Source organism: Comamonas sp. wu1-DMT (assembly GCF_040187805.1).
Taxonomy (GTDB): domain Bacteria; phylum Pseudomonadota; class Gammaproteobacteria; order Burkholderiales; family Burkholderiaceae_C; genus Comamonas; species Comamonas thiooxydans.
Genome location: NZ_JBANEM010000032.1, coordinates 24,008 through 43,753, shown reverse-complemented (window position 1 = coordinate 43,753; position 19,746 = coordinate 24,008). Strand labels below are relative to the sequence as shown.

General features: G+C 59.9%; 13 protein-coding genes, 1 tRNA gene and 1 pseudogene. 9 read left to right on the top strand and 6 right to left on the bottom strand.

All coding sequences use genetic code 11. From position 1 onward, the window contains the following. From V8Z78_RS25710 to V8Z78_RS25700, 3 genes and pseudogenes are all read left to right on the top strand, one after another. Window positions 1-112, top strand: a pseudogene (locus tag V8Z78_RS25710) (allantoinase); the annotation flags it as partial. Between the two features lie 7 nt (window positions 113-119). After that, window positions 120-1,895 carry a 2-oxo-4-hydroxy-4-carboxy-5-ureidoimidazoline decarboxylase gene (gene uraD, locus V8Z78_RS25705; RefSeq protein WP_003063720.1) on the top strand — a complete coding sequence of 592 codons (1,776 nt, stop codon included), beginning with the start codon at window positions 120-122 and terminating at the stop codon, window positions 1,893-1,895. Next, entirely contained in the window at window positions 1,892-3,169 is a 1,278-nt protein-coding gene (locus tag V8Z78_RS25700; RefSeq protein WP_003063718.1) for a M20 family metallopeptidase, read from the top strand. The genes uraD and V8Z78_RS25700 overlap by 4 nt, the downstream gene beginning before the upstream one ends. Before the next feature lie 84 nt (window positions 3,170-3,253). Here the strand turns inward: V8Z78_RS25700 and V8Z78_RS25695 are convergent, their stop codons facing one another. Then, window positions 3,254-4,228: a LysR family transcriptional regulator gene (locus V8Z78_RS25695; protein WP_349732421.1), complete on the bottom strand. Its 975-nt coding sequence runs from the start codon at window positions 4,226-4,228 to the stop codon at window positions 3,254-3,256. Between the two features lie 127 nt (window positions 4,229-4,355). Here V8Z78_RS25695 and V8Z78_RS25690 point away from each other — a divergent pair, with 127 nt between their 5' ends. The 5 genes from V8Z78_RS25690 to V8Z78_RS25670 all read left to right on the top strand — a co-directional run bounded on the left by V8Z78_RS25690 (window position 4,356) and on the right by V8Z78_RS25670 (window position 11,930). Next, entirely contained in the window at window positions 4,356-5,540 is a 1,185-nt protein-coding gene (locus tag V8Z78_RS25690) for an MFS transporter (protein WP_349732420.1), read from the top strand. A 653-nt stretch (window positions 5,541-6,193) separates the two neighbouring features. Next, a complete protein-coding gene (locus tag V8Z78_RS25685) occupies window positions 6,194-7,681 on the top strand; it encodes a nucleobase:cation symporter-2 family protein (protein WP_003063711.1) in 1,488 nt (495 codons plus the stop codon). A gap of 169 nt (window positions 7,682-7,850) precedes the next feature. Beyond that, entirely contained in the window at window positions 7,851-10,148 is a 2,298-nt protein-coding gene (locus tag V8Z78_RS25680) for an NADP-dependent malic enzyme (RefSeq protein ID WP_003063708.1), read from the top strand. Window positions 10,149-10,419: 271 nt separating this feature from the next. Next, window positions 10,420-10,509, top strand: a tRNA-Ser gene (locus V8Z78_RS25675). A 185-nt stretch (window positions 10,510-10,694) separates the two neighbouring features. After that, on the top strand, window positions 10,695-11,930 hold the full coding sequence (locus V8Z78_RS25670; RefSeq protein WP_349732419.1) for a tyrosine-type recombinase/integrase: 1,236 nt from the start codon (window positions 10,695-10,697) through the stop codon (window positions 11,928-11,930). Between the two features lie 143 nt (window positions 11,931-12,073). Here V8Z78_RS25670 and V8Z78_RS25665 read toward each other — a convergent pair whose 3' ends face one another. After that, entirely contained in the window at window positions 12,074-12,865 is a 792-nt protein-coding gene (locus V8Z78_RS25665; protein WP_349732418.1) for a hypothetical protein, read from the bottom strand. Window positions 12,866-13,801: 936 nt separating this feature from the next. On the opposite strand from V8Z78_RS25665, the gene V8Z78_RS27255 reads away from it, so the two are divergent. Then, window positions 13,802-14,500 carry a phospholipase D-like domain-containing protein gene (locus V8Z78_RS27255; RefSeq protein WP_502878875.1) on the top strand — a complete coding sequence of 233 codons (699 nt, stop codon included), beginning with the start codon at window positions 13,802-13,804 and terminating at the stop codon, window positions 14,498-14,500. Between the two features lie 957 nt (window positions 14,501-15,457). On the opposite strand, the gene V8Z78_RS25660 is transcribed toward V8Z78_RS27255, so the two are convergent. The 4 genes from V8Z78_RS25660 to V8Z78_RS25645 form a co-directional block, all read right to left on the bottom strand. Continuing rightward, entirely contained in the window at window positions 15,458-16,519 is a 1,062-nt protein-coding gene (locus V8Z78_RS25660; protein ID WP_349732417.1) for a hypothetical protein, read from the bottom strand. A gap of 373 nt (window positions 16,520-16,892) precedes the next feature. Further along, window positions 16,893-18,155 (bottom strand): MFS transporter, encoded by a 1,263-nt coding sequence (locus tag V8Z78_RS25655; RefSeq protein WP_349732416.1) that lies wholly within the window; start codon window positions 18,153-18,155, stop codon window positions 16,893-16,895. Beyond that, the gene (locus tag V8Z78_RS25650) at window positions 18,152-19,180 is read right to left on the bottom strand and encodes a methyltransferase (RefSeq protein WP_349732415.1); all 1,029 of its coding nucleotides are present in this window, start codon (window positions 19,178-19,180) and stop codon (window positions 18,152-18,154) included. Before V8Z78_RS25650 ends, V8Z78_RS25655 begins: the two co-directional genes overlap by 4 nt. 11 nt (window positions 19,181-19,191) lie before the next feature. Next, a complete protein-coding gene (locus V8Z78_RS25645) occupies window positions 19,192-19,743 on the bottom strand; it encodes a TonB-dependent receptor domain-containing protein (RefSeq protein ID WP_349732414.1) in 552 nt (183 codons plus the stop codon). Window positions 19,744-19,746: the final 3 nt, after the last annotated feature.

The window sequence follows — 19,746 nt, the reverse complement described above, 5'->3', positions numbered from 1 at the left end:
TACAGCGCTGCAGCGCTTCCTCGACCACATCCAGAAGCACGACAACGTGTGGGTGTGCCGCCGTATTGATTTGGCTCGTCACTGGGCCGAGCGTTTCCCTTGCAAGGATTGATTGCGACATGGCTTTGACCCTGGAACAACTGAATGCCGCCGATGCGGCAACCGCCACCGACCTGCTCGATGGCCTGTACGAGCACTCGCCCTGGATTGCCGCCAAGGCACTGGAGCAGCGACCCTTCAAGTCCATGGCGCATATCAAGCACGCCATGGCCAAGGTGCTGGCCGAGTCCAGCGAGCAGGCCCAGCTCGATCTGATCCGCGCTCACCCGGAGCTGGCCGGCAAGCAGATGGAGACCAACACGCTCACCGCCGAATCGACGAATGAGCAGAAGAAGGCTGGCCTGACCAACTGCACGCCCGAAGAGCTGGAGCACATCCGCAAGCTCAACGCCGAATACGGCAAGCGCTTCGGCTTCCCCTTCATCCTGGCCGTGCGCGGCGCGCGCGGTCTGGGTCTGAGCAAGGCCGAGATCATTGCGACTTTCGAGCGCCGCATGTTCAACCATCCGGCCTACGAACAGGCCGAGGCACTGCGCAACATCCACCGCATCGCCGAGATCCGCCTGAACGACAAGTTCGGCTACGAACCCGTCGAAGGCAACGAAGTCTGGGACTGGCAGGAACGCCTGTCCACCAACAGCGACCCCGGCTATGCCGAAAAAGGCCAGCTGACGGTGACTTATCTGACCGACGCCCACCGCGCCTGCGCCCAGCGCATCAGCCACTGGATGCGTGAAATCGGCTTCGACGAGGTCGAGATCGACGCCGTGGGCAATGTGGTTGGCCGCTACAAGGCGGCCACCGAAGGCGCCAAGACCCTGCTGACCGGCAGCCACTACGACACCGTGCGCAACGGCGGCAAGTACGACGGCCGCCTGGGCATCTTTGTGCCCATGGCCTGCGTCAAGCAGCTGGCCCAGCAAGGCAAGCGCCTGCCCTTCAACATCGAAGTGGTGGGTTTCTCGGAAGAGGAAGGCCAGCGCTACAAGGCCACCTTCCTGGGCTCGGGCGCCCTGGTGGGCGACTTCAAGCAGGAATGGCTGGAACAGAAGGACGCCGACGGCATCACGCTGCGCGAAGCCATGCTGCATGCGGGCCTGTGCATCGACGACATCCCCAAGCTGGAGCGTGACCCCGCCAAGTACCTGGGCTTTGTGGAAGTGCACATCGAGCAGGGCCCCGTGCTCAACGAGCTGGACATTCCCCTGGGCATCGTCACCTCCATCAACGGCAGCGCCCGCTATGTCTGCGAATTCATCGGCATGGCCAGCCACGCAGGCACCACGCCCATGGACCGCCGCCGCGACGCCGCAGCCGGCGTGGCCGAGCTGTCGCTGTACATCGAAAAGCGCGCCGGCCAGGATGGCGACAGCGTGGCCACCATCGGCCAGCTGAACGTGCCTTCAGGCTCGGTCAACGTGGTGCCCGGCCGCTGCCAGTTCTCGCTGGACCTGCGCGCGCCCACCAACGAGCAGCGCGACGCCATGATCAACGACATCATGGCCGAGATGGCTGCGATCGCCGAACGCCGCGGCCTGCGCTACACCACCGATCTGTCCATGAAGGCAGCGGCTGCGCCCAGTGCTCCCGAATGGCAGAAACGCTGGGAAAACGCTGTCGACGCACTGGGCGTGCCCCTGTTCCGCATGCCCAGCGGCGCCGGTCACGACGCCATGAAGCTGCACGAGATCATGCCTCAGGCCATGTTGTTCGTGCGCGGCATGAACGCCGGCATCAGCCACAACCCGCTGGAAGCCTCCACCTCCGACGACATGCAACTGTCCGTGGATGCCTTCACCCACCTCCTCCACCAACTGGCTCAAGAACAGCAATGACCAATATGAATCAAGACAAGCAAGCCACCTACGCCGCCATCGATGCATGGATTGACGAGCACTTCGACGAAGAAGTGAAGTTTCTGCAGGCCATGGTGCAAGTGCCCACGGACACGCCTCCCGGCAACAACGCACCCCACGCCGAACGCACTGCCGAGCTGATCAAAGGCTTCGGCTTCGACGCCGAGAAGCACGTCGTGCCCGAAGCCGACGTCAAGGCCTATGGCATGGAGTCCATCACCAACCTGATCGTGCGCCGCCCCTACGGTGACGGTGGCCGCACCATCGCCCTGAACGCCCACGGCGACGTGGTGCCTCCGGGCGAAGGCTGGACCAAGGACCCCTACGGCGCCGAGATCGAAGACGGCAAGCTCTATGGCCGCGCCGCTGCCGTAAGCAAGAGCGACTTCGCCTCCTTCACCTTCGCTGTGCGTGCTCTGGAAGCCGTGGCCAAGCCCAGCAAGGGCGCAGTGGAGCTGCACTACACCTATGACGAAGAGTTCGGCGGCATCATGGGCCCCGGCTGGCTGCTGGAAAAGGGCCTGACCAAGCCCGACCTGATGATTGCAGCGGGCTTCAGCTACGAAGTAGTTACCGCTCACAACGGCTGCCTGCAGATGGAAATCACCGTGCAGGGCAAGATGGCTCACGCCGCCGTGCCCCACACCGGTGTGGACGCGCTGCAAGCCACGGCCGTGCTGCTGACTGCTCTGTACGGCGAAAACGTCAAGTACAAGCAAGTCACTTCGCAAGTGCCCGGCATCAAGCACCCCTACCTGAATGTCGGCCGCATCGACGGCGGCACCAACACCAACGTGGTGCCCGGCAAGGTCATGCTCAAGATCGACCGCCGCATGATTCCTGAAGAGAATCCTGTGGAAGTGGAAGCCAGCATCCGTGCTGTGATCGCCAAGGCCATCGAAGACTTCAATACCCAGGGCGGCTACACCGGCGAAGACGCCGTGCGCGTGGACATCAAGCGCCTGCTGCTGGCCAACGCCATGACCCCCCTGGACGGCAACAAGCCCCTGGTCGACGCCATCCAGAAGCATGGCGAAGCCATCTTCGGCGAAGTGCCTCCTGCAGTGGGCACGCCTCTGTACACCGACGTACGCCTGTATGTCGAGCGCGGCATCCCCGGCGTGATCTACGGCGCCGGCCCCCGCACCGTGCTGGAATCGCATGCCAAGCGCTCCGACGAGCGCCTGGTGCTGGAAGACCTGCGCCGTGCCACCAAGGTGGTGGCCCGCTCGCTGGTGGACCTGACTGCCTGAGCACCAAACACCGTTTGAACGCCTAGCCTTCTTCTGTCTGGATGGAGGTTTTTCAAGGAGCCTGGATTCGTCCGGGCTCTTTTTTTATGTGCGCAACACCAGCAGGCCGGCGGGCATTTGCTCGGCATGGCTCAGGTCCACATGGCTGGCCAGAAAATCCAGCACCGCCCGCGTCCTCACTGGCAACTGGCCGGGCTTGCCCACATACACGGCATGGATGGGTTGCAGATCCCCGGGATTGAAATCCTCCAACAACACCTGCAGCCTGCCCGCATGCAAATCGTCCCAGGCGTGATAGAGCGACAGCCTCGCCAGGCCCGCCCCGGCCTTGGCCAGATTGGCCATGGCTTCGCCGTCGTTGACGCGCAGCACCTCCCCCATGCTCACCGCCACCGCCTTGCCCGCCACCACAAACGGCCAGTGCGGTATGGCCCGCGGGTAGTTCCAGCCAATGCGCACATGGCCTGCCAATTCATCGGGATGCTGCGGTCTGCCAAAGCGCTGCAGATAATCCGGCGAGGCCACGATCACCTGGCGCGTGTGCCCCAGCTTGCGCGCCACCATGTCCGAAGACGGAAGCTCCCCCCAGCGCAAGGCGATATCGGCGCGAGCCGCTATCAGGTCCACGACGTGATCGGTAAAGCTGAGGTCCAGTTGCAGGCCCGGCCAGATCTGCATGAGCGGACCGACCAGTGGCACCAGCAGGCGATTGCCCGTGGACGAGCTGGCATTGATGCGCACCACTCCAGTGGGCTGGCCCTGCCGGGTGACCGAGGATTCCAGCGCCAGCCAGTCCGTCAGCAGCTGCCGGCCCTGCTCCAGCAACTGCTCTCCCTCGGCCGTCAGCTCCAGCCGCCGGGTACTGCGGCGCAGCAGTTGCACGCCCAGCCGGGTCTCGAGCCGGGCCACGATCTTGCTGACCGCCGAGGGCGAGACCTCGCGCAGGCGCGCCGCCGCCGAGAAGCTGCCCTGCTGGGCCACCAGCACAAAGGTCTGCAGCTCCGTAAAGCGGTCCGATCCCTGCTCCTGAGCGGTCGGCATAGCAATCGATTTCTTCATGAATCACATCATAGAGATGCGATTTATTCCGCACAGGAACAAATGCATGTCCGCATCAAGGGCTAGCGCGCCTTCTGCCGCAGGTTCACAGTTCAGCCCTTCGCGAAATTTTCACAAGGACGTTTTCATGCCTGCAGCATTGCTTGCTCTAGCCGCCGGTGCCTTCGGCATCGGAACCACGGAATTCATCATCATGGGCTTGCTGACCCAGGTCAGTCAGGATCTTCATATCTCCATCCCCACGGCGGGCACGTTGATCTCGGGCTATGCCGTGGGCGTCGCCGTGGGCGCTCCCGTTCTCACTCTGGCCTCGCGCCGCTGGCCACGCAAGCTGCTGCTGCTGAGCCTGATGCTGCTGTTCATCGCCGGCAATGCCGCCGCCGCCCTGGCACCCAGCTATGGCTGGCTGCTGGCAGCACGCGTGCTGACCTCGCTGACCCACGGCACCTTCTTCGGCGTGGGGGCGGTCGTCGCCACGCAACTGGTGGCGCCCGAAAAGAAGGCCTCGGCCATTGCGCTGATGTTTTCCGGCCTGACCCTGGCCACGCTGCTGGGCGTGCCCTTCGGCACCTGGATCGGCCAGCACTGGGGCTGGCGCATGGCCTTTGCCAGCGTCAGCGGCATCGGCGTGATCGCGCTGCTGATCCTGCTGCGCCATGTGCCACGCGCACTCAGCATGCCCAGCCCTCAGGGCCTGACGCAGGAGCTGGCCGTGCTGCGCAATCGCGCCATGTGGCGCGGCCTGCTGTTGACGGTGATCGGCTTTGCCGGCGTCTTCACCCTCTATACCTATATAGAGCCGCTGCTGACCCAGGTCACGGGAATGGATAACCGCATGATCGCCTTTACCCTGCTGCTGTTCGGCGCGGGCCTGGCCCTGGGCAACCATGCGGGTGGCAAGCTGGCCGACCGCTTTGGCGTGCAGCGCGCACTATGGGTGTCGCTGGCCGCCTTGATGCTGGTGCTGATCGCGGGCCGCTGGATGTTTGCAAGCACGCCCCTGGCGATTGCCTTTGTGCTGCTGCTGGGCATTGCCGCCTTTGCCACTGTCGCGCCGCTGCAGATGGGTGTGCTGCAATCGGCTGGCGAAGCCGGCATGAATCTGGCATCCAGCCTCAATATCGCGGCCTTCAATCTGGGCAATGCCCTGGGCGCCTGGCTGGGCGGAGCCGTGATTGCACAGGGCCTGGGCCTGACTTGGCTGGCCTGGGCTGCCGCCATGCCTGCAGCAGCAGCGCTGCTCATGGCCAGCTTCGCGCCACGTCAGACCAGTCCAGTGCAGACTTCGGCCATGGCGGCGGGCATGCACTGAAGGCGCCAAGGCGGCACAAGGCGTTCAGCCCGTCCTGCAGCAGCGCAGACGAATTCCACTCTCAAGGCGACCTCAAGGTCGCCTTTTTTGCTTGTGCAGCAGCTCGGCATGGTTTTTGCACCAATTTAGGTCCCATGACTAGGCATGAGCTCTTTGCAGGTCCCCATGCACGCTTTTGCACAGCGGTGCACCAATTCCGGGCTTGATGCCCTTTTTTTGCACCTTCTTCAACGCTAATGCCTGCGAGCGATCCTAGCCTGGCGGCCCGCTTTCTTTCACTAGATGTTTCAAGACCCGAAACCTGCGCACGCATAACCGGAGCCAGATCCGCGCCGATTGCATATCGCACAAGATTTGCTATTAAAAACAAAGCACCTACCGTTTGATATCAATAGGTTTCAATATGTTTTATTCTGAAAATTAGAAAAACAAAGCTTCATAAGCTACATATTTGATAGCAATCGGTAATTACCTTAGATGGTTATGCGCGGAAAACATAACCATTGACACCACATCCAGAAACTGAAATTTGAGCAGGGTTTACCGCTAGATGCTGTGCGTTATGAGCTGTATACACTTTTTGTATGGATTGCATGCCATTCGCGAATCGCATGCCAACCTGACGCCAATATCGAGTGAGGAGACATGTTTTTATGACATCCCAAGTGCATCCCGTGGATGAGGTTCTGCCATTTGGCAAGCTCACCGCCTTAGGTCTGCAGCACGTTCTGGTCATGTATGCCGGCGCCGTCGCCGTGCCGCTGATCGTGGGCCGTGCCCTGAACCTCCCCCCTGAGCAGGTCGCGCACCTGATCTCCGCCGACCTGTTCGTCTGCGGCCTGGTCACCCTGATCCAGGCCATGGGCGCAACCCAGTGGTTCGGCATCAAGCTGCCCGTGATGATGGGCGTGACTTTTGCCAGCGTGGCCCCCATGGTGTCCATGGCACAGAGCACTGGCGGCAATGCCGGCGCAGGCCTGATCTTTGGCTCGGTGATAGGCGCGGGGGTGATCTCCATCCTCATTGCGCCACTCATCAGCCGCATGCTGCGCTTCTTCCCACCGGTCGTGACCGGCACCATCATCGCCGTCATCGGCATCAGCCTGATGCGTGTGGGCATCAACTGGATCTTCGGCAACCCCGTGGGCCCGACCGCCCCTTCCGTGCCAAACCCCGAGCACCTGAAGTGGCTGGCCGAGGCCCAGGCCATGGCCGGCGCTCCCGGCTCCTCGCTGCCCGCCATCCCCAAGGGCTTCTCGGTGCTGCCCACCATGCCCAACCCCAAGTACGCCGATCTGCAAGGCGCTGCGGTCTCGGGCATCGTGCTGCTGTCCATCCTGCTGATCGCACGCTTTGCCAAGGGCTTCCTGGCCAATATCTCGGTGCTGATGGGCATCTTGATCGGCGGCGTGATCTCCGTGGCCATGGGCCTGATGAACTTCGAGAAGGTCGCCAAGGCCGAGTGGTTCACGCTGGTACTGCCCTTCCAGATCGCCATGCCTGTCTTCGACCCCATCCTGATCCTGACCATGAGTCTGGTGATGGTGGTCGTGATGATCGAATCCACCGGCATGTTCCTGGCCCTGGGCGACATGGCCAAGCGCGACATCACACAGGACGAACTGACCCGCGGTCTGCGCACCGACGGTCTGGGCACCCTGATCGGCGGCATCTTCAACACCTTCCCCTACACCAGCTTCTCCCAGAACGTGGGTCTGGTGGCCGTGACCGGCGTGCTCAGCCGCTGGGTCTGCGTGGCCGGTGGCGTGATCCTCATCGTCCTGGGCGTGCTGCCCAAGATGGGTGCGCTGATCGAATCCCTGCCCACCGTGGTTCTGGGCGGCGCGGGTCTGGTGATGTTCGGCATGGTGGCCTCCACCGGCATCCGCATCCTGGCCAACGTGGATTTCCGCAACAACAAGAACAACGCCATGATCGTGGCAGTGTCCATCGGCGTGGGAATGATTCCTCTGGTTGCCCCTAATTTCCGTCAGTGGATGCCCCATTCCATCCATCCGCTGATTGAATCCGGTATCCTGCTGTCCTCGATTACCGCCGTGGCATTGAATCTTTTCTTTAACGGAGCCGCCAAAGACAACAGCGCTGCCATCAACGCAGCACGTGAGGCTGACGCTCACTAAACGCCAGCCCGAAGCGAACGCTGGCTTACCCGCCAGTCCAAGCCCCCTGCCGCCCCACAGTGCGCCAGGGGGTTTGTTGTCGATATAGTTGAAGCAAAACAGACCTGACTCAAAATGCTTCTTGCCATCCGGTAAGCTCCGAGAAGCAACTTGCTGATAAATATTTCGTATGACACAAAACCTGTCCTCCGCCGAACAAGCCCTGCGCGATGCGGCCCGCGAATACCACCGCAGCCCCGTCAAAGGCAAGATTTCCGTCACTCCTACCAAGCCCCTGTCCAACCAGCGTGACCTGTCCCTGGCCTATTCGCCGGGCGTGGCCTATCCCTGCCTGGACATCGAAGCAGACCCCTCCACTGCTGCCGAATACACCTCGCGCGGCAACCTGGTCGGCGTGATCACCAACGGCACCGCGGTGCTGGGTCTGGGCGATATCGGCCCGCTGGCTTCCAAGCCCGTGATGGAAGGCAAGGGTTGCCTGTTCAAGAAGTTTGCCGGCGTGGACGTGTTCGACATCGAACTGGCCGAGCGCGATCCCGACAAGCTCATCGACATCATTGCCTCGATGGAGCCCACCCTGGGCGGCATCAACCTGGAAGACATCAAGGCTCCCGAGTGCTTCTACATCGAGCAGGAGCTGTCCAAGCGCATGAACATTCCGGTGTTCCATGACGACCAGCACGGCACGGCCATCATCTCCAGCGCCGCCTTGCTCAATGGCCTGGAACTGGTGGGCAAGGACATCGGCGCCGTCAAGGTGGCCGTCTCCGGCGCCGGCGCGGCAGCCATTGCCTGCGTCGATGTGATGGTGGGCCTGGGCATCAAGCGCTCCAACGTCTACATGGTGGACTCCAAGGGCGTGATCTATGAAGGCCGCCCCGGTGGTCTGGACGCATCCAAGCAGCGCTACGCACAGAACACCGAAGCCCGTACCCTGGCCGACGTGGTCGACGGCGCCGACGTGTTCCTGGGCTGCTCCGCTCCCGGCGTGCTGACTGCCGACATGGTCAAGACCATGGCCGACAAGCCCATCATCCTGGCCCTGGCCAACCCCGAGCCCGAAATCCGCCCCGAACTGGCCAAGGCCATCCGCCCGGACTGCATCGTGGCCACCGGCCGCTCCGACTATCCCAACCAGGTCAACAACGTCCTGTGCTTCCCCTACATCTTCCGTGGCGCGCTGGACTGCGGCGCCACCAAGATCACCGAAGCCATGAAGCTGGCCTGCGTGCGTGAAATCGCCGCCCTGGCCAAGCAGGACGTCAGCGACGAAGTCGCCGCCGCCTACCAGGGCAAGGAGCTGACCTTCGGCCCCGACTACCTGATCCCCACGCCCTTCGATACGCGCCTGATCCTGCGCATCGCTCCCGCCGTGGCCCAGGCAGCCGCCGAATCCGGTGTCGCCACCCGCCCCATCGAAGATATCGCCGCCTACCGCGAAAGCCTGACGCGCTTCGTCTACCAGACCAGCATGTTCATGCGCCCCGTGTTTGCAGCCGCCAAGGCCAATCTGCAACGCGTGGCCTATGCCGAAGGTGAAGACGAGCGCGTGCTACGTGCCGTGCAGGTGGCCGTGGACGACGGCCTGGCCAAGCCCATCCTGATCGGCCGCCCTGCCGTCATCGAAGCCCGCATCGCCAAGGCCGGCCTGCGCATGCAGCTGGGCAAGGACGTGGAAATCTGCAACCCCGAAGACGACCCCCGCTTCCGCCAGTACTGGGAAACCTATCACAAGCTGATGGGCCGCAACGGCGTCACTCCCGAAGCTGCCAAGGCTGCGGTGCGCCGCTCCAACACCCTGATCGCCGCCCTGATGGTGCACCTGGGTGATGCCGACGCCATGCTGTGCGGCCTGGTGGGCCGTTTCGACAGCCACCTGGCCCATCTGGAAGACGTGCTGGGCCTGAAGAAGGGCGCCAACGAGTTCGCAACGGTGAACGCCGTCATGCTGGAATCCGGCACGCTGTTCGTGGCCGATACCTACATCAACGACGCACCCAGCGCCGAAGAACTGGCCGAGATCGCCAAGATGGCTGCAGACGAAGTGGCCCGCTTCGGCCTGCCACCCAAGGTGGCCTTCCTCTCGCACAGCAACTACGGTTCGTCCACACGCGGCTCGGCCCGCAAAATGCGCGCTGCACGCGACCTGTTCGCCGCCGCCAACCCCGGCATCGAATGCGATGGCGAAATGCACGGCGACGCTGCTCTGGACGCCAACGTGCGCAGCCACTCCCTGCTGGAGTCCTCGCTGACCGGCGCAGCCAACGTGCTGATCTGCCCCAACCTCGACGCCGCGAACATCCTGTTCAACGTGCTCAAGACCACGGGCGGGCATGGCACCACCATCGGCCCCATCCTGATGGGCTGCTCGGCCTCCGCCCACGTGCTGACCCCCTCCTCCACCGTGCGCCGCGTGGTCAACATGACCGCTCTGGCAGCAGCTCAGGCCATCGCACTGCGCAGCTGATCCTGCGGAATCTCTCGGGCATCCCGCCCGAGGCTGCAACAAAACGCCCTCAGGGGCGTTTTGTTTTGCCCCATGCCGAGCCTTGAGCTTTGAACCCTTCGTTCATTCACAGCGACCTGTAACGCGCGCAGCAAACGCTCATGACAGACGCCATGATAAAAGTGAGCCAGTCGATATACAGCAAGCGCCATACGCTATGGTTTTCATAGATAAGGCAAAGATGCGCACAATGCCGAACGGCGCACAATCCTTGTGTAGAATCCTGCCATCCGGAGGTTTGGGTGAGTGGTTTAAACCAGCAGTCTTGAAAACTGCCGAAGGAGTGATCCTTCCGTGAGTTCGAATCTCACAGCCTCCGCCAGGACATCGACGCACACAACGTCAAATCGCTTCAAAACCCGCTTCTCTCATAGGGAAGCGGTTTTTTTTCTTTGTCGCAAGTAATCGCACCACGCCGCAGGACAACCCAGCTTTTTGTTGGTACTTTCGTTGATAGCTCAATCAGAGCCAGTATCAGATACCAACAACTAGGACCAACGGGGCCACATGGCACTGACCGATACGTTCATCAAAAACACCAAGCACAGCGGCAAAGCAGCTGGCGACAAGCACAGCGATGGTGGTGGGCTGTACCTGCACGTCAAAGCGGCAGGCAAATATTGGCGGTTGGCCTATCGCTTCGAGGGCAAACAAAAGACACTGGCGCTCGGCGTGTATCCCGCTATCACCCTCGCCCAAGCCCGCCGTGGCCGTGACGACGCCCGCGCACTGCTGGCGCAAGGTATAGACCCCAGCCAGAACAAGCAACGCCTCAAAGAAGACAAGGCGGTTGCAGCGCTCAACACCGTCGAAGCAATGTCCCGCGCTTATCTGGCGAACAAGCGGCCCGGCTGGTCAACGACACACTACGACCGCGAAGCCCGAAGCCTGGAGAAAGACCTGTACCCCTTTCTTGGCCAGCGTGTGATCGGAGAAGTCGAGCCGCCTGAATTGTTGAGAGCATGTGAGCGCGTACAAGACCGCGACGCAGTTGAAAGCGCGCACCGGCTGCTCACCACGGCATCAGGAGTCTGGCAATACGCAATCGCCAGAGGCTGCGCCACACGGGACATTGCCCAGGACATCAAGAAAGCCCTCAAACCACGCCAGAAGGGCCATTTCCCAGCCATCACCGACCCAGCCAAGCTGGGCGAACTGCTGCGCGCCAGCGACGGCTATGGCGGCGGCCCTGTGGTGCGGACAGCGCTCTACATAGCCCCCATACTGTTCCAGCGCCCCGGCAACCTACGCACCATGCGCTGGGCTGATCTAGACCTTGATGCGGGGCTCTGGACTATCCCCAGCGCGGACCTCAAGCGCAATGTCGAGGGGAAGAAGAACGGCGCGCCGCACAAGGTTCCATTGCCCCGTCAAGCCGTTGTGGCCATACGCAAGCTGTACCCCGTAACGGCTGGCCGCGAGTATGTCTTTCCAGGCCTCCGAGATCATGCCAAGCCCATGAGCGAAGCCGCCGTAAATGCAGCATTGCACGCAATGGGCTACAAGGACATCCACACTTGGCACGGCTACCGTGCGACTGGCCGCACCCTGTTGCGCGAGGTCTTCAAGATCGACATTGACGTGATCGAGGCTCAGCTAGCCCATGTGGGCGGCAAGACCCACAACGGAGCCTACGACCGAGCCACTTTCGTCGATGAGCGGGCAAAGGTTCTGCAGCAATGGGCCGACTACTTAGACAAGCTGCGCCAAGGGGCCGACGTGCTGCAATTCAAGCTGGCATAGCACTTAGCAAGAAAGGAAAAAGTTAGCAGGTGCGGGCGCCACAGACAATTCAGGTCCCGGAACGTGGCCACAGAGCGGTTTCAGCTATCCACCAACGCAATCAACGAAAGAGTCACTCCGACGTTGCTTCGGTAAAGCTCACTTTACACTTGGTGCTTCAGAAGCAATACCCGAACACTCTCGCTTTGGCTAAGCTGATTGAGTATGGTCAGAACGGCATGGTTTGCGGTTAACGCTTGCCCCTCGGTGGACGGCGTTTCGCCATAACGGACCGCTGGCGAGCATTCCGCCAATGCCAGCACTCCTGAGTTCAAACTGATGCCGTGGCTGTCTTTCAGGAGTTGAGCTGCGTGAGCGAGACTATGGCCATTTTTTCCACCGGTTGGAAATGCGGTCTTCCCAATGGTCAACAGTCCCTTCAACGTCTTCTCGACTGCCTGCTCCGCCGCCCATCGGGCTTGACCATATCGTCGCCCGATGACCGCCGAGGTGCATTCATCGTAGTCATGATGAGCCATGCTCAAAAGTTCTGTCTTGGGTAGGCAGTCCCAACGCCACTGTAAAGCTTCGTGCATCAGGAGATGAAATTCCCAATACTCGATCAGAGCTGAATCTGACAACCGGTCTGCAATACCTTGCGTAAGTCCTTCAACAGCGCTAAGGACGTTAGCGCTGGCTTCACGAGCACTAGGCCCTGCCACCGTCCTGTTACCCCTATTCTGAAGATTCCTGTCCACGAATAGCCGCACACTTCCGAAGATCATGCCAGCCCGGACCCGCCAGACGCTGTTGCCAAGCCGAACCGGTGCAAACCCATAAGCGAAGTCACCCTTGAGTTGGTCACCGTAGGTCTGCTCGTACCATCGGTTGGCCTTTGCGATGAGCACGTCACCCTCATATCCGGGCAGGTCTGCAACGCGTCCATCAGGAAACATACGCCCTCCCCACCGGAAGGCCTCCCACAGCTTCCTCCCAACGTGAATAGGCCGTTGGAAAGGAGTAAGGCCCTCCTGCGTCAGCAAAGAGTCGATCGCATGCATCATTGCCTCGAACTCTTGGGGCGTCCTGGGAGGAGCTGGCCAAGAAAACTCTTTCATATGGCCACCGTGATGTTTTGGCAGTCGAGATGGCCTATGTCCGTTGTAAAAATCATGCACTCCCCCTGTGCTGCGTGTTTTGATTACTGATTGTGACCCAATGAGGGAATGACACCTTCCTGAGCTACTTGCCTCGCCTTCGAAAGTCAGCTTTTGGCGCTGAAGTTCAGCCACTCACTGGGAGAGACTCTGCTATCCGCACTCGATACAGTCGGCCGGATCAACCGGAATTCGAGGCGGGGAAGGCATGGAGGCATCCAGGGGCTAGGTGCACCTTTAAAGCAAATGAGGCTGGCTCGCTATGCATCGCGCCGTATTCGCCTCCCAGGCACCGAACTACCGCATTCCAGCACCATTCAGATGTGCGACCACAGCATCGACCAGCCTTAGCCGAAGATCGGTCCTCAACCCCGCAGCGCGCCATGACGCCCCCGCCGCGCCTGCCCGCTTCGTGGGTCGCAAATTACGAGAAGGTCGCGAGGTTCGAAACGCCATCAGGACTGGCTTTGCTGCAAAAATGGGGAGGTATAAAAATTACGAGAAATTACGGGAAATTTTTCAGATAGATGGGTACGACGAATTCGGCGATTTTTTGGCTGACAGCGTGCTCTGAAGCCACCCAAGTCCGCCCGCGAACAGGCCATGTGATCGGCTGCTCACGACCCTAAACTGTCATTCAGAGCGATACTACAAAGATGTCATCCATATTTACGGAGTGTTGCGATCTGCATTACGTTGGATGCCAGTGTTGACCCTCCTATTCGTCTATCAGTAATGGAAATTCTGTCTGACCATCTTTGGCTACACATAAAGCGTGAAGCACGTGTCTCATCGCGGATGTCGGCGGCCATTGCTTACATCACAGATGCCTCTGCGTTTCTACCTCGAAGCGATGATTCGTTGATAGTTGTCAACGCATCTGATAGAGCGCTCGAGGCAGGGTCTACGGACCCTCGTGTTCTTCGCATTTTTATGGATGCTGGAGTCAAGTTGTATTCGTCTTCCAACCTCCACGCGAAAGCCATCGCGTTCGATAGATCGGCGTTCATTGGATCAATGAATGCATCCCGCTCCTCTCAGGATCGACTGATCGAATGTGCACTACTGATTAAAGATTCATCACTGGTATCACAGACACATGCACTGGTAAGCGAGCTAGCCACCGATGCTATGAGGATTGATGCTGCGTTTCTCGATAGGGCGATGAAAATTTATGCATCATCAACTACGCAAAGGAAAGTGGAGCCCCTCAGCACCGCACAGCGGCAGTTTTGGTATCTTGAGAAGTGCCCTCATAGGTCGTCTCGAAATCTCCGAGCCTACTTCGTTGCCCTGATCGTTGCGCAACTAAATGACTTCAAAGAAAACGAGGCATTCGCGCTTTGGCCGAACCTGAAAAATTTATCGCAACATCTTCCCCACAGACTGCAAAAAAAGTGGCACGCGATATGTCTTAACAAGTCTTGGCGTTGATTACTTCAGTAGTGATCAGCAATGGCCCGAGCCAGCAAGGCTTGAGCGATTTCTGCGGGCTGTCAAAACGGGAGACGAAACTGCACTTCCCGAAGATCTCGAATTCAGGTCGCTGAAACCCTTTTATGTCTGATCCAGCGATAGCCTACATTCTGTAGAGCGGAGACCCTAAAACGACTGGTGACCTCAACCGTTGAACGACAGCTTCCCTTTTTCTCCGCTGTCCGCTTCTGGCCGCCTTCGGCCGTACACGGCACGCTTGACCACATCGGCATCGGCAGGCGCCTACTTGACGACAGCCTTGAATAACGCCCAGACCAGCGAGTAAGTCAGGCCTGCCATGCCAAGCGCCAGGAGGAGCGCGATGGCAAAAATGATGATGTTGCTGGTGGTGGCCATGAGCCTCATATTACCGGCGCATAGGTCTTGTCCGGCCAACCCCGGGCAGCATCCAACGGGGTTCCGACAGCACACCTAACCCACGCTTGTCCAGCCATTCCCGGGATGGGTTCGGGAAAAGCGTAACCTCCGTAATCAGCCCATCAAATCGCCTGCAAACCCGCATGAATGCTGGGTTTCGTAGGTTACAGCTTTCTGTAATTCAGCGTAATCCAGATTACAGCGGCTTCGCAAACCATTGTTTTTATTAGCTTCTCTGTTTTTGAGAGATTACTTTGAATTCTGTAATCTGATTACGCTCAGGTTACGGAAAAATTACAACAAGCACCTCTCCAAAAGCATTGATAGCAAAGGCCCTCCAGGTTAGTAATTGCTCTGATTACGCAGATTACACTTTTCCCGACCCCTCCCCGGAATTTTGGCAGAGCTTCATTTTTACAAGGGTTAACCCTTTGTTTTGGCAAAAAATGCTTATTTATTCATCAATGCTGGCGGGCATGAAAAAGCCCCGTTTCCGGGGCTGGCAATGAGATCGGAGTCGGCTCAGAGAAGATCGGTCTAACCGCCCAACTCAAACACCCAGCAACGCACCGCCTTGCCCTGGTCATCGCCTGCATTGCGGGTCTTGATCGCACTGTTGATGACGCGGCTGGAGTCCACAAAGCGACGCGCTTTGCTGGTACGCAGCACCTTTTTCAACTCGGCCAGCGGCGGCACTTGCTGGCGGTGCAAGCTGGCCATCTCAATAAACTCGTTCAGGTTCACGGCGATGAGCTGGTTGTCCCGGCTGTGGTTCAGGCGCGGGACGTGCAGTGGCCCTTTCACCGTATCAAGCGGGATGCTATCGAGGTAGTCGAAAGATTCCCAGAACTCTTGCACCAAAGGATGATCGGCGCTGATGGATCGCTGCCGCTCCTGGGCCATGGCCACAATGCACGATCGCACAGCATCAAGCTGCCCATCGCTCATACGCATGAGCCGGCTCATGGCCACGACGGCCACCAGCAGCTGTGCATGGTTCTTGGCAATACGCGGCTTGTGAATGCCGTCCTGCTGCAGCAACCATGCAATGGTCTTGTCGGTTTCTTTCTTGAAGGTCTCCAACACTTGGGATTCCTGGCGCAGGCATGCCAGCAGAAAGCCGCTCAGTTGCTCCATCTCATAGGTCTCCAGCTTCTTGGCACTTTCAAAGCTGGCAGGCGTGTGGCCATGCGTGGTGAAAGTCATATGGCAGATACGCTCCATGATGGCTTGGCTGGCCTGCACAGGGTTGTTCTGGCTGATGACAATGCTGGCCCTGAACGGTGGGTCATAGGTCTCATTGCCGCCAGTGCGCACGCCAGTGGTCCGCACGTTGCGACCGTTGTAGGCGTCTTTGAGTTCGTCCCAATCAAAGCTCTTCACATGGGCGCTGTTGCCGGTCTTGGTTTCGCGGTCGCTCTCGATCAGCACAATGGGCAGATTGCTGACCTGCGTGAACGTGCGCATGCGCCCAGCGGCCGTGGATTTGCTGGGGTCGAAGCCTTCATAGTCCCAGCCAAACAGCTTCCACAAGCACTGGATCAAGGTCGTCTTGCAGCTGCCGGGTTCGCACATGATTTCCAGAAACGGAAAGGACATTTGCCCGGCCCGAATCTGCTCTGCAAACAGACTGGCAAACCAATAGCTTAGAGCCACATAGCCAGGAGCTCCAAAGGCTGGCCAGAGCTGTTGTGGCCAGCTTCTATCCTGGGCTTCTGCATCGCGGTTGATCTCCACCTAAAACTGCGCCGCCGGAGATGCGGACCAAAGCCTGGTCCGGCCAGGTAAAACCAGTCCAGGTTTTTATCCGTATAGCTTTTTGCCTGCTATCGACATTTTTTGCCGCAGCAGGCAACTCTTTTCGGTGGGAGCGTTAACCCGGCATATCGTCCAACGGCGAAGGAAAGCACCAATGGCCAGCAAGAAATTTCATGCTTCATGGCGTACGTTGATTCTGGCCAACGAGACGCACTCATGTCCGTCCCCTTTCGTCTGTGTTGCCGTGCACGAACACGCGATCGCGACTGAGCCAAGCCAACAGGCAAACAATGCATAAAGCGATGACCAAGCCTATCAGCATGCCGCCATAGCCCAGTCTGTCGAGCAAGATACCCACCAGCAGGGGGGCAGTGGTGCGCGACGCCACGAACAAGCTGGACTGCACGCCGTAATCAAGCGCCGCCAAGGGCTGCCGCGCGTGGTTCATCATCAAACCAAACAGCAAACCCGCACAGGCTCCCATGGCCAACGCCAGCACCATCGCAGCTGCCATCAATGCTGTCTTGCCCAGCCCGGTTATCACCACCACAGCCAGTCCCAGCATTGCCAGCGTGTTCAGTACGGCAAACAGCGGCAGCGCGATTCTTGCGCCAATGGCTCGAATGATGCGGCCAGCCAGCAAGCTGGCAATGGCCGCGACCAGGCCGCCAACCACGCCGACACCCCAGGCAATCTGCCCCTGCGCAAAGCCGTGGTCCAACATCAGGGGTTTCAGATACACCCATGCAGCCCCAATCGCAGGGAAGTAGAACAGCAGCAGCAATGTCCAGACACGATGTTCTGCAACACGGAAGTAGCCAATCCATTCACTGAATCCCGCACGCGCAGCATGGACCGACGATGGGGCAACAAAATGGCTCTCGCTGGTGCCCAGCCAGCGCAGCAAAACCACGCTGGGCAAGATGCTTGCCGCCATGACAATGAACGGCCAGGCCCAACCCAATCGGGTGTGCAGCACCAGCATCAATCCTCCGCCGGCAATGGCCGCCAACGAGGCCGCCAGTGACCGGATCGCCCCTGCGCGAATACGCTCGGACTCAGGCAGGATACGAATCGCCAGTGCATTGACGGGCACATCCGCCCAAGTTCCCAACAGACTGGCGATCATTGCCAGCGCGAACAACACCGGATAGGGCGTGCTGATCAGGTCATTGGCAGCCAGCAGCAGCAGGGCTAATGCATATCCCGCACTCAGCACGATGGCCCAGTTCCGGTAGTTGGCTTTGCCCAGATGCCAGCGGTCCAAAGGGGTGGCCAACACGAACTTAAGCACGGCTGGCAATCCGGCCAATTGCAGCAACCCGATCTCGGTGCCGCTCCAGCCATTCTGGCGCATCATCAATGGCAGACCGACAAAGAGATAGATGATGGGTGCCGTCAGCACCAGGTTGAACCATCCAATCAACAACTGCTGAGGCCACCAGGAGCGTTTAGCCACCAAAGTAGCTGCACTCATGGACACCTCCCCAAGTGCAGCCATACGGGCGCCATCGGAAAGTCGATGCGACCCAGCGACCGGATATCGACAAGGCCAGCGTCTGCCATCATGGCCACCACTTCGCCAGGGCGCGGCAACAGATTGCCGCGCAACGCGACCGTGCCGTAGAACGGCAGCACGTGCGACGCCACGCTTGGATCATCCGTCTGCTCGGCATGGGCCATCAACAGCAGGCCATCAGGATTCAAGGCCTCTGCAGCTTTGCGAACCGCCGCCTGTGGATCACGCAGGAAGTGCAGCACGGCCGAACACCAGATCAGGTCGTACCCGCTGCCAATGTCTTCCGTATTCAGATCGCAGCCCAAAGCCTGGAGCCGGTCCGACATCCCCGCTGCGGCGATGTTCTCCTGTGCGACCACCGCAGTCTCGGCCTGATCGCAGAGCACACCGCTCCAGCCCGGCAGGTGCTGCGCTAACGCAATGCCGACATGACCTGGGCCACCGCCAAGGTCCAGCAGGCGCCCCGCTTGCGGCAGGGGCGGCAACAGATTCAACACACTCAGCACGGCCGGCACCGTAACCACGCGCTGTTCCTGTCCAATCTGTTCACGAGCGGCCTGTGCCCAACTACCTTTCGGTGCCGCCTCGCCCTGCGGGTCAAAACCGTGACGCAACAGCGTCTCCCACTGACCCGCAAAACGAGCCAGAAAGCGTGTGCGATACAGCCATGCCTGCGCACAGTTGGCGGCAGACTCTCCAGTGAAGTGCCGCAGCCCGAGTGGCGATGTCCCATAGTGCGGATATTCCGGCGATCCGACAACACATTGGCGCGTCAGCAACTCCATGCTCCACAACAAATCCAGCCAGACGACTGTGGCGCTCGGGTTCAATTGAAGCCGCTCTGCAACGTCTTCGGCGGTCGATGCCCGCTTTAAATGCTCGAAGAGGCCGAGCGCCAGCGCCTGCTCCAAGGCTTGCGTCTGGATCGGAGCAGCAGCGATATTCCAGAATGGCTGCAGAGGGTGCGAGGTATAAAAATGCATACGGTTATTCCTCACATCCGCCATGTCAGGCGCACACCCACCTCACGCGGTGGGCTGTAGACGGTGACAAAGCCGTTCTGATAGCCCACGGCGTCATAGGTCTTGTCTGCCACGTTGTTGGCATATGCGGCGATTTCCCAGTTTCCGTGCTGATAGCCCGCAACCAGGTTCACCAGGCCATAGCCATTACGTCGGTACTGATTGGCCGCATCGAGATACACCTTGCTTGCACCCACGACACTGGCCTGGGCATACCAGCCTGCCGGCGCGTCGTAGCGCAGACCGATGTGGCCGGTCAGTGCAGGCGCAAAGGGGTTTCGGTGGCCGAAGTAGTTGGCCGCGCCATCCTGGAAACGATCAAAAGTGGTGTGGTTCCAGGCTACACCCGCTTTCAATTGCCAGCCCTTGCTCAGCAGATAGTCCAGGTCAAGCTCGACCCCCTTGGACGTGGCCGTGGCCGCACTGGTGATGTAGATGAAGCCTGGGCTTGGCATCTGCATCACCTGCATATTCCTGATGTCCATGAAGTAGGCCGACGCCGAGTAGCGCAGGCGCTTGTCCAAGGC